General features: G+C 45.8%; 11 protein-coding genes. 6 read left to right on the top strand and 5 right to left on the bottom strand.

The annotated features are described in order from the left end of the window. Positions 1-85: 85 nt before the first annotated feature. Positions 86-1,189, top strand: a complete 1,104-nt coding sequence (locus MD536_RS14640; protein ID WP_239601424.1) for a TlpA disulfide reductase family protein — start codon at positions 86-88, stop codon at positions 1,187-1,189. Positions 1,190-1,193: 4 nt separating this feature from the next. Here MD536_RS14640 and MD536_RS14635 read toward each other — a convergent pair whose 3' ends face one another. The 3 genes from MD536_RS14635 to pheT are packed head-to-tail and all read right to left on the bottom strand — an operon-like array spanning position 1,194 to position 4,207. Continuing rightward, positions 1,194-1,487, bottom strand: a complete 294-nt coding sequence (locus MD536_RS14635) for a cell division protein ZapA (protein ID WP_239601422.1) — start codon at positions 1,485-1,487, stop codon at positions 1,194-1,196. Positions 1,488-1,490: 3 nt separating this feature from the next. Beyond that, positions 1,491-1,781 carry a hypothetical protein gene (locus MD536_RS14630; protein WP_239601421.1) on the bottom strand — a complete coding sequence of 97 codons (291 nt, stop codon included), beginning with the start codon at positions 1,779-1,781 and terminating at the stop codon, positions 1,491-1,493. Further along, positions 1,781-4,207, bottom strand: coding sequence for a phenylalanine--tRNA ligase subunit beta (gene pheT, locus MD536_RS14625; RefSeq protein ID WP_239601420.1), 2,427 nt, complete (start codon positions 4,205-4,207; stop codon positions 1,781-1,783). Before pheT ends, MD536_RS14630 begins: the two co-directional genes overlap by 1 nt. 591 nt (positions 4,208-4,798) lie before the next feature. Between pheT and dnaB the strand changes: the two genes are divergently transcribed. Together dnaB and MD536_RS14615 are read left to right on the top strand one after the other, a co-directional pair. After that, positions 4,799-6,382 (top strand): replicative DNA helicase, encoded by a 1,584-nt coding sequence (gene dnaB, locus MD536_RS14620; protein ID WP_239601418.1) that lies wholly within the window; start codon positions 4,799-4,801, stop codon positions 6,380-6,382. Continuing rightward, entirely contained in the window at positions 6,382-7,083 is a 702-nt protein-coding gene (locus tag MD536_RS14615; RefSeq protein ID WP_239601417.1) for an RsmE family RNA methyltransferase, read from the top strand. The genes dnaB and MD536_RS14615 overlap by 1 nt, the downstream gene beginning before the upstream one ends. A gap of 2 nt (positions 7,084-7,085) precedes the next feature. Here MD536_RS14615 and MD536_RS14610 read toward each other — a convergent pair whose 3' ends face one another. Continuing rightward, the gene (locus tag MD536_RS14610; protein WP_239601415.1) at positions 7,086-7,898 is read right to left on the bottom strand and encodes a TerC family protein; all 813 of its coding nucleotides are present in this window, start codon (positions 7,896-7,898) and stop codon (positions 7,086-7,088) included. A 19-nt stretch (positions 7,899-7,917) separates the two neighbouring features. Next, positions 7,918-8,964, bottom strand: a complete 1,047-nt coding sequence (locus MD536_RS14605) for a quinone-dependent dihydroorotate dehydrogenase (RefSeq protein WP_239601413.1) — start codon at positions 8,962-8,964, stop codon at positions 7,918-7,920. Positions 8,965-9,138: 174 nt separating this feature from the next. Here MD536_RS14605 and MD536_RS14600 point away from each other — a divergent pair, with 174 nt between their 5' ends. From MD536_RS14600 to MD536_RS14590, 3 genes are all read left to right on the top strand, one after another. Next, positions 9,139-10,314 (top strand): thiolase family protein, encoded by a 1,176-nt coding sequence (locus tag MD536_RS14600; RefSeq protein WP_234867048.1) that lies wholly within the window; start codon positions 9,139-9,141, stop codon positions 10,312-10,314. 142 nt (positions 10,315-10,456) lie between these two features. Continuing rightward, positions 10,457-11,101 carry a LuxR C-terminal-related transcriptional regulator gene (locus MD536_RS14595; RefSeq protein WP_239601412.1) on the top strand — a complete coding sequence of 215 codons (645 nt, stop codon included), beginning with the start codon at positions 10,457-10,459 and terminating at the stop codon, positions 11,099-11,101. After that, a complete protein-coding gene (locus MD536_RS14590; protein WP_239601410.1) occupies positions 11,094-12,935 on the top strand; it encodes a tetratricopeptide repeat protein in 1,842 nt (613 codons plus the stop codon). The genes MD536_RS14595 and MD536_RS14590 overlap by 8 nt, the downstream gene beginning before the upstream one ends. Positions 12,936-12,967 lie beyond the last annotated feature (32 nt).

Raw genomic sequence — 12,967 nt, 5'->3', positions numbered from 1 at the left:
ACGCTAATTCGCGAAAATACGAATTCAAAGCATAAAAGGTTGCAGCTTTTCCGATCTGGCCGTAAATTGGATGAAAGAATCCAATATGAAGCGCATTAAAATGGTACTGGGACTCCTGTTTTTCGGTCCTGCACTTTGGGCCCAGGATCAATCTTTCAATCTCCAGGGGAGTTTCTCCCGGATTCAAAATTTACCCAAAAAGCTGTACCTGCAGTATGCGATGGGCGATAAATGGATCAAAGACAGCTCCGAGGTAACGAATGGTAATTATTTCTTTTCCGGGAAGCTGAAGGAGCCTACCCTGGCTAGTTTATCTGGTTCATCGCAGGTAATCGGTCTGTTTCTGGAACCGGGTGCCATTCGGATTTTACATGCTGATACCATCACGAATCTAAGGGTCTATGGATCCCTGGCGCAGCTTGATTACATGGAACTGGAAAAAGCAGCAGCCCCTTACAGGTTCCGGCTGGATACCCTGTATGAGCAATTCAGCAAAGCAAGGGGAAGGCGGGATACTGCCGAAATAGCCCGCATTGAGGCGGAGATCACGGAAGTTGCGAATGAACACCGCGAAAAAGTCTACGGAAAATTTGCCGCAAACAATCCAAATTCCCCCGTGGCACTTTATGCCTTAACTGAATATGCCGGCATTGAAACGGATCCTGAGAAAGTAGAGCCAATTTTTTTAAAACTGGCACCTTCGATACGTAACTACCCATCTGCACAGGCACTTCGGCAAAAAATAGATTTCGCCAGGGCTACCGCCATCGGTAGAATTGCCCCTGAGTTTACCCTTCCCGATACAATTGGACAACCGGTTGCTCTATCTTCCCTTCGGGGCAGGTTTCTGTTGCTGGATTTCTGGGCATCCTGGTGTGGCCCCTGCCGGTATGAAAATCCTAACCTGGTGGCTGCCTATGCCAAATACAAAGAAAAGGGATTTGAGATCCTCGGGATTTCTCTTGATCAGCCAACCGGCAGGTCTGCCTGGTTAAAAGCTATTCGGGATGATAAACTAGCCTGGCGCCAAGTTTCAGACCTGAAGTACTGGAACAATGAGGCGGCAGTTCTTTATGGGGTCACTGCCATCCCGCAGAATTTTCTGCTGGATCCGGAGGGCAGGATCATTGCCCGAAATCTTCGGGGAAAGGAGTTGCTTGAAAAGTTGAATGAACTTTTTCCGGAATAACAGCTTATCCCTGCTTCATTTTATCCAGAAACTGTTCCATTTGCTCCAGCTTTTCCTCAATAGCACGGGTATCCAGTTGCGATCGGGTGGAAGAACTCTGCTCAGTGGCATACCATACCAATACCATCGCAATATAGTCCTGCATGTCTTTGGCTGAAAACTGGGTTTTGAACTCCAGTATCTTCTCATTGATGAGCTTTACCGTTGCCCGAACCGCCTCCTCGTCCTGCATCCGGATCTTGATCCGGTAGGTGCGGTCGCCAATTACAATATTGGCGGGAATCAACTGGTCTGCCATGGGTTATTCATTTAAAAGAGCAATGCATTGCTCAATTTCTTTAAGGTATTGATTGATTCTTTTCTCCAACGCCAGCCTATCTGCATCACTCATCGAAGCCGGCCGGGTAGCACGAACTACTTCTAATTGACGTTCCAGTTCTTCAATTCTGGCCTGCTGCAAGCGATCTTTTTCCTGCAGAAGTTGAAAGGTCTGTTGCATCCGCTCCTGTTCCTTTTTCGCCTGGGAATACTGCTTTTGCAGCTCTGCCAGTTTATCCTGGATCCGGTTGATATGGTCAAGTAGTGCCTGCATCAGGATTTCCGGATTTCTGCCCCGGTTTCTTTTTCCAGCGATTGAATCAGTTTCTGCATCAGCGCGTCAATCTCTTTGTCAGTCATTGTTTTTTCCTCATCAAGGAAGGAAAAGTTAATAGCCACTGATTTTTTATCCGCACCCAGCTTGTCGCTTTCAAACAGGTCAAACAACCGGTAACCGGCAAGTTTCGGAAGATTTGCTTTACGGATGGCCGCTTCAATGGTTCCATATGCCACGGATCGGTTAACCAGCATGGCAAGGTCCCTTTCTACCGCGATTTGGCGGGGCAGTTCCCGGAATACCAGTTTTTTGGAACCAGCAAGCTTCACTACCGCAGCCCAATCAAGATCAACCATAAATACGGGTACTTTAATATCAAACTGATTTAGTTTGGCTTTGGAAATCTGACCTTTTGTGCCAATCTTTTCTTTACCTGCATACACATCAAATCCCGGTTGCAATTCTGGAAGATCCGTTTCCTGCAATTTGAGTGCATTTAATCCAAGAGATGCACATAAACGGGTGAGTACTCCTTTCAATGCAAACAAATCCGCTGGTTTTGCCGCAGCACGCCAGGACCCTTCTGAATACAAGCCGCTCAGGTAGATGCAGCAATGCATTTGTTCCCTGTAATTGCCAATTCCGGTTGTAGAATAGGTTTTCCCGAATTCAAACAAACGCAACTGGTCATTCTTTCGGTTATGGTTGTACGAAATCACTTCCATTGCTGTTTCCATCATGGAGGGACGAAGTATATTCAATTCGGCCGAAAGATTGTTAAGCATTTTGACTGTCCCATCCAATTGCTCTTCTGTATAATAAGCACTGTTCGTAATGGAATTGGTCAGGATTTCCCGGAAGCCGGAACCTGCCAGGTACTGGGCAATCTTCTCTTTTAGTTTGCCATCCACATCGTTTTCAACAGAGGGAGTGATCGTAATAGCCTGCGGAATTTCCACGTTGTCCAGGCCATCGATTCGTAAAATTTCTTCCACGATATCCGCCGGCAGGGAAATATCCGGTTTATGATAAGGTACTGACAGCCTCAGTTCATCGATGCTGTCTTTTATTACTTCAAAGCCAAGCGCTTCGAGAATTTTTTTGATCGTATCGGGGTGATAACTTTTTCCACTGAGTTTTTTCAGGTAATGGTATTTGATGGCTACCTGCTTTTTTTCTTCCTGGTTCGGGTATACATCCACGATATCGGAGGAAATAGTACCACCTGCCAGTTCTTTAATTAATAATGCCGCTCTTTTCAAGGCATAGAGGGTTTGCGAAATATCTACTCCTTTCTCAAAACGGGTAGCGGCATCCGTGCGCAGGCCATGCCGGAAAGAGGTTTTGCGAATTCTGCTGGGATGGAACCAGGCGGATTCAAGGAATACATTTTTGGTTTCGTTGGTTACACCACTGCCCAGGCCGCCAAAAACTCCGGCTATACAAACTGGTTTGACTGCATCGCAAATCATAATATCTGATGCATCCAGTTTGCGTTCCTTGCCGTCCAGGGTTATAAAAGGGGTATCCTGTTTTACCTGCTGTACGATAATTTTATCACCCTGTAATGCTGAAGCATCAAATGCATGGAGAGGCTGACCGGTTTCATGCAACACGAAATTGGTGATGTCCACTATATTATTGATAGGTCGTAAACCGATTGATAACAGCCGGTCTTTCAGCCACTGCGGTGATTCGGCAACTGTGATACCGGTAATGCTTACCCCGGAATAACGCTGACAGCCTTCGGTATCGAGCAATTCTACCTGGATAGGAAGTGATTGATCCTGGGCTTTAAAACTATTGACAGAAACCGGACGGAGCCGTAATTCTTTTTTATCGTGATGGGTCAGGTAGGCGCAAACATCCCTGGCTACACCCATATGACTCATGGCATCCATCCGGTTGGGTGTAAGACCTATCTCGTAAATGGTATCGGTATAAACCGGGAAATGCTGGCTGAAGGGAGTGCCTGCTTTCAGGTGGTCTGGCAAAACCAGGATACCGCCATGATCCGGCCCCAATCCGATCTCGTCTTCCGCGCAAATCATTCCCTGGCTTTCTTCTCCCCGGATTTTTGCCAGTTTCATGGTAAGGGGATCACCGTTAAAAGGATAAATGGTTGTACCTACCGGCGCCACCACAACAGTTTGTCCAACCGCTACATTCGGAGCTCCGCAAACAATGGAAAGTGGGTTTTCGGCGCCGATGTCCACTTTGGTCAGCGATAGTTTATCGGCATTGGGGTGACGTTCACAAGCCACCACTTTTCCTATTACAAGTCCCTTTAAGCCTCCCCTTATAGATTCATAGGGAGACATACTTTCTACTTCGAGTCCTATTGAAGTAAGAATGCGCGACAACCGTTCGGGGTCAACCGAAACGGGTAGATATTCACTCAGCCAGTTATACGAAATCGTCATGTAGGTAGTTATCAATTAAGAACGCAAATATAACAGATTGTGCAGGCATCCTTCAGCACTTCTTCAGCATGTTCCACTGGTTGTCAACTGAAGTTTGGTGGATGCGTGAAACAGTAGTGAAACCGATGCTTTTAGAAAAAAAAGGTGATTTTACTGTTTTTTTTAAATGCGTGAAACAGTTGCCTGCATTGTATTTGAGTTGTTTTGTCAAAATGCTGGTATCGCCGCAATGCCCCTCCTGCTTCATTTTTGGGCGATTTAATGAACCTCAGAACCAAACAAAATCGCCGGAAACGCCATTCTGGTAATTCTAGTATCTGGCCAACGATCTGCCCCAAAATCTTTGTTCACAACTGGTGTGAATAAAGATTGCCATATCAAGGAAAACTTTTTTAAATTGTGTATATACCACCTTTAACCGTGGATAACCGTCTGATAGCTGTGGATAAACTCCTGCATTACTTTAGCAAAACTAAACGGTTTAAAAAATTTTTTCGAAGTTGGGTGGGGGTCTATATTCGCCGTCCTGATTATAGGTGTTAACACCTGATTCACGATTTCATAATGTTCTGGTAACGTTGCAAAGTTCAAATGGATATTACTAATCTAAATAAAGACCGAAAAAACAGGCGCAAGGGCACCCTTGACCTGAGCACCATGGTGTATGGAAAAGTTCCTCCCCAGGCCAAAGACCTTGAGGAAGCCGTACTGGGTGCCATTATGCTGGAGAAAACTGCTTTTGATACGGTTGTGGAAATTCTGAAGCCCGAATGTTTTTATGTCGATTCGCATCAGCGCATTTTTCGGGCTATGCAGGCATTGTCCCAAAAGAGTCAGCCCATCGATATTCTCACGGTGGTGGAAGAACTCCGTAAGCGGGAGGAACTGGAAATGGTGGGGGGACCCTATTATGTTACCAAACTCACCAATACGGTTGTTTCTTCTGCCAATATAGATGCCCACTCCCGGATTATTCTTCAGAAGTTCATACAGCGCGAACTCATCCGGATCAGTGGTGAAGTAATTGCGGATGCTTATGAAGATTCCACGGATGTATTTGATTTGTTGGATGCAGCAGAGAGCAAACTCTTTGACATTACCAACAATCACCTGCGGAAAGATTACAATTCCATTGATTCAGTACTTGTTCAGGCGGTTCAGCGAATTGAAGATTTACGCAATCAAACGGAGGATATATCAGGTGTTCCATCTGGTTTCCCCAGTATCGATAAAGTTACTTTTGGCTGGCAGAAAACGGATTTGATCATCCTGGCGGCACGTCCCGCAGTAGGTAAAACCGCTTTTGCACTTAACCTAGCCCGTAATGCCGCATTGAATCCGACCCGACCCACTGCGGTGGCGGTATTCAGCCTTGAAATGAGTGCCGGCCAGTTGGTACAACGTATCCTTTCCGCAGAGTCTGAAATCTGGCTGGAGAAAATAAGTCGCGGTAAACTGGAAGAGTATGAGATGAAACAACTCTATGCCAAGGGGATCCAGCGGTTGTCGGAGGCTAAGATTTTTATAGATGATACAGCTGCGCTGAATATTTTCGAATTGCGCGCCAAATGCCGCCGTCTGAAAAACAAACACGACCTCGGATTGATTATCATCGACTACCTCCAGTTAATGAGCGGTGCCGGTGGCAATACCAACCGGGAACAGGAGATTTCCCAGATTTCCCGCTCGCTAAAACAACTGGCGAAAGAACTGGAAGTACCAATCATTGCTCTTTCACAGTTGAGCCGGGCGGTAGAAACCCGAAAGGAAGGAAATAAGATGCCGCAGTTGAGTGATCTCCGGGAATCAGGTGCTATCGAGCAGGATGCAGATATGGTAATGTTTATTTATCGTCCTGAATATTATGATCTCAATGCGAATGAAAACGGTGAGAGTGTGAAAGGTGAAACCCATGTGCGGATTGCGAAACACCGGAACGGTTCACTGGAAACGATTAAACTACGCGCCATGTTGCATATTCAGAAATTTGTGGATGAGGGCATTGAAGGCGGAGATGGCGCACCTGCTGGTCAGTTACCGACCGGCTGGAAACCCATTGGTTCTGCCGGTGGTGGAGGTGCAATGGGGGCAGGCCCGGATATGGGAAGCGGTTATCGCCAGATCGGCAGCCGTATGAACGATGTTCCCTTTGATGACGATGAAACACCGTTCTAATGGCGCTTCCCTTTTTTTATCTCAGCACGTATGATGGGGCTACACAGTTTCAGCTGGATGAAAGCAATTCACGGCATGCGATCGCAGTATTGCGTATGCAGGAAGGAGAAGAATTGCTGTTAACCAATGGAAAAGGACTTGTTTTACGGTGTCGTATAACCGAAGCACATAAAAAGAGAGCGGGTGTTGAGGTTCTTCATGCAGATCAGGAGCCTGATCAGCGACTCAATGTAACCATTGCTATTTCTCCTGTAAAAAATAGTACGCGTTTTGAATGGTTCCTGGAGAAAGTAACGGAGATTGGTATACGAAGAATCATTCCAGTTATTGCACATCGAACAGAAAAGCAGCAATTCCGGCAGGAACGAATGCAGCAAATCCTGATAAGCGCGATGCTGCAGAGCCAACAGGCATGGATACCCGAACTTACCCAGTCTTTCCGCTATAATGACCTGCTTCAACTGGATGGTTACAATCGGAAATGGATTGCACATTGCCTTGAAACAGAGCGAACATCGCTGCGTTCAGCTGCTGTATCCGGAGATAGCCAGCTCCTGTTGATTGGCCCGGAAGGAGATTTTACGCCGGAAGAAATTGAATTGGCATTGCAATCCGGTTTTGTTCCTGTAACATTGGGTAAGACCCGGCTCCGAACGGAAACCGCCGGAGTGGTTGGCGCCACCCTGCTTTGTATTACCTAGTATTACCTCGCCATATCGGAATAATCATCAGCAGTCCCTTTATCAGTTGGCAATTTGGGCTCACGAAGGGAAACCGGCGCCAATTTGGTCTTTTTCCGCATTGCCATGTTCAGCATTTCAACTCCCACAGAAAACGCCATTCCGAAATAGATATAGTTTTTTAGATGCAGCTCATGGGCTGCTTCACTATCCCATCCTTCGATAACAAGGCTAAGGCCAATCATCACCAGGAAGGATAATGCCAGCATTTTTAAAGTTGGGTGTTTGTGTATGAAACCCGAAATATTGGGACTAAACCGGAACATCACAAACATAGCGATAACCACTGCAGCAATCATGATCTCGATGTGTTTGGCAGTACCTCCTGCTGTAAGGATACTATCAAAGGAAAACACGGCATCCAGAATAATAATTTGTGCCATTGCCTGTGCAAATCCTAGTCCGGCTTTTTTTTCAGCTTTCTCTGTGGGATCATCTCCCTCCAGTTTGTGGTGTATTTCCTTTACGGATTTATAAATCAGGAACAGGCCCCCAAACAGCATTACCAGGCTGGCCAGGTCAAATCCTTTACTGCCAATGGAAAAAAGGTTTTTGCCTTTCTGCCCCAATAACCAGGTCAAACCAAACAAAAGGGCGCTGCGCATGATGATACCAACGATCATCCAGTATCTTCTCGCTTTTTTCTGGTCTTTTTCCTCCGGCAATCGGTTCATGATGATACTTACAAAGATCACATTGTCGATTCCGAGTACTACTTCCAAAACAACCAGTATGATAAAACTGATGATGCTTTCGGTGGTTAACAGGTGTTCCATATCTGGGTTGAATAATTATTTAAATTGATTTACAGATCTGCTTTGCAATAGTTGGGCCTGCATAGATAAAACCAGTCCATACCTGTACCAGGCAGGCGCCTGCCTGGATTTTCTCAAGGGCATCTGCTCCTGAAAAAATACCTCCACTGGCAATTACGGGAATTTCATTCTCGGATTGCTGGCAAATATAACGCACCAATTCAGTAGCCCGCTCTCGTATGGGTGCACCGCTCAATCCACCCGCGCCGATGTTTTCCAGTTCCTTCGGATTGGTTTGCAAACCATCTCTGGATATGGTCGTATTGCTCACTACTAAACCATCCAGTTGGATTTCCCTGGCCAGGTCCACCACATCATCCACCTGCTCGCGCGTTAAATCAGGAGCAATTTTCAGGAAAAGGGGTTTGGGGTGCGGCTGTTGTGCATTGATGGTTTGCAGATGAGATAAGATTTTGTGCAACGCGTCTTTCTCCTGCAGCGCTCTTAAGCCGGGAGTGTTGGGAGAACTTACATTCACCACAAAATAATCAACCACATCAAATAATTCCCGGAAACAGATTTCATAATCTTTCCAGGCATCTTCATTCGGGGTGACTTTATTTTTGCCAATATTACCACCTACAATCAGCCGGGATATTCCTTCTTTGGTAAAGGACTGAGCTAATTTCCAGTTCTTCAACCGCTCAGCTACTACTTTTACGCCGTCGTTATTAAATCCCATGCGGTTGATGAGTGCCTTGTCTTTAGGCAGGCGAAAGAGGCGGGGTTTGGGATTTCCTTCCTGAGGTTGTGGGGTAACTGTTCCGATCTCCACAAATCCGAAACCCAGTAATTCCAATTCTCTCAGGTATCTGGCATTTTTATCAAAGCCAGCCGCGAGTCCAACTCCATTTCTGAATTCCAGCCCGAATGCTTTAACCGGTTTGGCCAGCTCATAAGAAAAGTTCCGTCGTACCAGGCTGCGGACAAACGGTATCCCACAGAAAAATTGCAGGCTGTTCATCGAGAAATAATGTGCTGTTTCAGCAGGTAGCCAGAAAAGAAGGGTGCGTATAAAAGAATACATAAATCAAAAAAAAACCATTGCAGGGGGATTGCAAAAAAATCTTTTCCATCTACGCGGATTCTCCTAAATTTGATGAAGAAGGTTGTCTATGCAACCAATTTGAAGGTAGAAGTATGAATTCTGAAGTATGAATTGATACTTCTTCCTGATTCACAATTTCTAATTCCTAATTTCATGCAAGACGCTTACATCGTAGCTGGCTTTCGCACAGCAGTGACAAAATCCAAACGGGGAGGCTTTCGGTTTTACAGGCCGGATGACCTGGCGGTTGATCTGATCAAAGGGTTAATGGCCAGTGTGCCGCAACTGGATCCCAAGCGGGTGGATGATCTGATTGTTGGAAATGCTGTACCGGAAGCTGAACAGGGTTTACAGGTGGGCAGAATGATTTCGGTTCGTGCCCTGGGTATTGAAGTTCCGGGTATGACCGTCAACCGCTATTGTGCAAGTGGATTGGAAACCATCGCTATAGCAACGGCAAAGATCCGGTCGGGGCAAGCTTCCTGCATTATTGCGGGAGGTACAGAGAGTATGAGTATGGTTCCAACAGCAGGCTGGAAAACAGTTCCGGCGTATAGTGTGGCAACTGAAAATCCCGATTATTATCTGAGCATGGGCTTAACGGCAGAAGCAGTGGCCAAAGAATTTTCAGTGAGCCGGGAAGCGCAGGATGAATTCTCTTATAACAGCCATCGCAAAGCCATTCACGCGATAGAAAACGGCTTTTTCAAACCAGGTATTCTGCCCATGAAAGTGGAACAGGTTTACCTGGATGCCAAAGGCAAAAAACAGAAAAAAGAATACGTGGTGGATACGGATGAAGGCCCACGTGCTGATACCAGCCTGGAAGCACTTGCCAAACTCAAACCTGCTTTCGCTGCAGGTGGAGTTGTTACGGCCGGTAATTCCTCTCAAACCAGTGATGGTGCAGCATTTGTGGTAGTTATGAGTGAATCCATGGTGAAGGAACTGGGGTTACAACCACTAGCCAGACTGGTAAGTTGTGCAAGTGCCGGTGTGCATCCCCGAATTATGGGAATCGGTCCGGTTGCTGCTATTCCTAAAGCAGTTCAGCAGGCAGGCCTGTCACTTTCCCAGGTAGATCTCGTCGAATTAAACGAAGCATTCGCCAGTCAGGCGCTGGCAGTTATTCGTGAAGCCGGTCTGGATCCTGAGAAAGTTAATATCAATGGCGGAGCTATTGCCCTCGGGCATCCGTTGGGTTGCACGGGTGCTAAATTAAGTATTCAATTAATTCATGATATGAAGCGCCTCAATAAAAAATATGGAATGGTAACGGCCTGTGTAGGTGGAGGGCAGGGAATAGCCGGGATCATTGAAAATTTGTAAACAGGTAAGGCTGTCCAGGTAGCTTTTTATTGAAAACGTCGGATTCTATCCGGCGTTTTCGTTTTAAGTAAGGGTAAAATATAGTTTCTTTGTAATAGGTGACTTATCTGTAAAGCAATATTTATTAAACATATTTTCAAGCATGACCAGGGTTTTTATAGTAGATGATCATGAGATGTATCTGGAGGGACTTTCCCTGTTATTAGCGAAACAACCGACCCTGCAGGTAGTAGGATCCTGTCAGCTTGCCAGCCAGCTGCTGCAGCAGCTTCCGAATTTATCAACGGAGGATATACTGTTACTGGATGTCAACCTGCCGGATATGGAAGAAGATGTACTATTGCGTGAGATAAGAAAGATTCGGCCTGAGCAAAAAATTTTGTACCTGACACTGATGCGGGGAACGCGGTATGTTCATCGTTTATCCAAATTCAATATCCAGGGTTACATTCTGAAAAACGCTTCTATTGAAGAGTTGTTGCTGGCTTTGAAAACTGTACAGGAAGGCGGAACTTATTTTAGTAAGGAAGTCGATATTTTGGGAGGAGAAAATTTTCGCAATACCCTGACTATTGAGGATCGCAAAGTAGATGAAATATTATCCAGGCGGGAAATTGAAGTGTTGCGACTCGTATGCAGGGAATACAGCAACGCTGAAATTGCGCAGCAACTTTTTTTGAGTGTCAGCACTATTGAAACCCATCGTAAAAATCTGATTTCCAAACTGGGGGTACAGAATACGGTGGGACTTGTAAAATTTGCACTGAGGAATAATCTCATTGATTAGCTACCGGTTCATATTAGCAGTTCTGTTATCCGTTTATGGTGGACTTTTACAGGCGCAGCAGCCTGACACCAATGCCATCAAAAATTTGTACGATCTTTCTCTTGATTTTCCAGATGACCGCGTAACTGATTTAAGGGGGAATGCAGATAAAATCGAAACGCAATCATCTAAGACAGGATTCACTAAGGGGCGTTTGCTAGCCAATCGCCTGAGAGGTCTGGCAGAGGAATATTCCGGAAATTACGAAGCTGCCATTGCATTCTACTTACAAACTTTGAATGATGCAAGAGCCGGTAAATGGATTGAATATGAAATTGCGGCCTTAAGTGATCTTGCTATTGCATACAGTGAAGTCAAACAATATGAAAAAGCAAGGGATGTATACAAACAATCCCTTCAATTGTCCTTAGACAGGGGCGAAGTATCCAGCATTATATCTGGATTAGGTAACCTGGGGGCGATTTACAATCTGTTGGATAAACCTGATAGTGCCCGGCTCTTTCTGGAAGAGGGTCTTCGACTTTCGAACGAATACAATACCAGCCAGTCTCTGTCCAGTATTTACAATAACCTGGGTAATGTTTTTTTTAAAAAAAGGGATTACCAAAAAGCGTTGAATTATTTCATTACCAATAAAGCGCTGCACCAGGGAGAAGGGCAGGAGACACTCCTCTGGACGGATTATCTGAACCTGGGTGACGTTTACATTGAACTGGGACGAATGGATTCAGCACGGTTTTATTGCGGGGAGGCATTACGACTGGCAAAGCTTTTGAATTCCAGAAGTAAGGAGGCCGATTCCTACGCACTGTTGGCCAAACTGTATGAGCGATTGGGGCGATACCGCGAAGCGTATAAGTTCCAGCAAAACTGGTACCAGCTGGACACAGCGCTTGTCAACCAGGAGACTGCTGCTTCCATTGCAGAAATGCAGGAACGATTCAATGCCCGCGACCGCGAAAAACAAAACCAGTTGCTACAGGCCGCCATTGAAAAAGAAAAATTGCAGAACCGGAACCTCCGATCACTCAGTCTTGCCGCATTTTTGATCCTGGTGTTGAGTGTCGTTCTGCTTATAGTTTACCGCAAATCCAACCGCCAACTGGTAAAAGTTAATGCTGTTATTAATCGCCAGAAAGAGGCTTTGTCAGAATTGAACCAGGAGAAAAACAACCTGATGAGTATTGTATCGCATGACCTGAGTACACCTTTCTCGAGCATTCATTTGTGGAGCCGGTTGCTGGAAACGGATGAGCACATGAATGAGGAGCAGAAAAAAGCCACACAGAATATCCGGAAAGCAGCAGAAAATGGCGAACGGTTGATACGGCAGATACTGGAAGTGGAAAGAGCCGGCACAACTCAGGAAAAACTGGAACTGGAGGAAATTAATCTTACTGCTTTTCTGCATCATGTTGTGGACCAGTTTCAGCCGGTTGCAAATGAGAAAAAGATCCGGCTATATGGCCCGTCCAGCGAATCGGAGGTCTACCTGCTGACAGATCAGCAGCTCCTGCAGCGTATTGTAGAGAATTTGCTCTCGAATGCCATTAAATTCAGTGAGCCGGGTCAGCCAGTAAGGGTTTTAATTGAGGCCGGACCTGTTTTTACTGATCTTATTGTGGAAGATAATGGTCCTGGTATTAGTAAGCAGGAGCAGCAGCAGCTGTTTAGCCGATATGGTCGCCTTTCTCCAAAACCCACAGCCGGTGAAGCCTCTACCGGCCTCGGTTTGTCCATTGTAAAACGATTGGCCAACGAACTCAGTGCCACCCTTCACTATGTGGGAGAACCAGGCAAAGGCAGCCGGTTTTTGGTCCGGTTTAAAAAATAAAAAAGAAACATTGTTGCAAATTTTCAGAATTC

The organism is Flavihumibacter cheonanensis, from assembly GCF_022352215.1.
Taxonomy (GTDB): domain Bacteria; phylum Bacteroidota; class Bacteroidia; order Chitinophagales; family Chitinophagaceae; genus Flavihumibacter; species Flavihumibacter cheonanensis.
This window is presented reverse-complemented; position numbering and strand designations above follow the sequence as displayed.

Coding starts and splice junctions, on each gene's coding strand:
- MD536_RS14640 (WP_239601424.1), top strand. CDS start 86: ATGAAGCGCATTAAAATGGTACTGGGACTCCTGTTTTTCGGTCCTGCA.
- MD536_RS14635 (WP_239601422.1), bottom strand. CDS start 1,487: ATGGCAGACCAGTTGATTCCCGCCAATATTGTAATTGGCGACCGCACC.
- MD536_RS14630 (WP_239601421.1), bottom strand. CDS start 1,781: ATGCAGGCACTACTTGACCATATCAACCGGATCCAGGATAAACTGGCA.
- pheT (WP_239601420.1), bottom strand. CDS start 4,207: ATGACGATTTCGTATAACTGGCTGAGTGAATATCTACCCGTTTCGGTT.
- dnaB (WP_239601418.1), top strand. CDS start 4,799: ATGGATATTACTAATCTAAATAAAGACCGAAAAAACAGGCGCAAGGGC.
- MD536_RS14615 (WP_239601417.1), top strand. CDS start 6,382: ATGGCGCTTCCCTTTTTTTATCTCAGCACGTATGATGGGGCTACACAG.
- MD536_RS14610 (WP_239601415.1), bottom strand. CDS start 7,898: ATGGAACACCTGTTAACCACCGAAAGCATCATCAGTTTTATCATACTG.
- MD536_RS14605 (WP_239601413.1), bottom strand. CDS start 8,964: ATGTATTCTTTTATACGCACCCTTCTTTTCTGGCTACCTGCTGAAACA.
- MD536_RS14600 (WP_234867048.1), top strand. CDS start 9,139: ATGCAAGACGCTTACATCGTAGCTGGCTTTCGCACAGCAGTGACAAAA.
- MD536_RS14595 (WP_239601412.1), top strand. CDS start 10,457: ATGACCAGGGTTTTTATAGTAGATGATCATGAGATGTATCTGGAGGGA.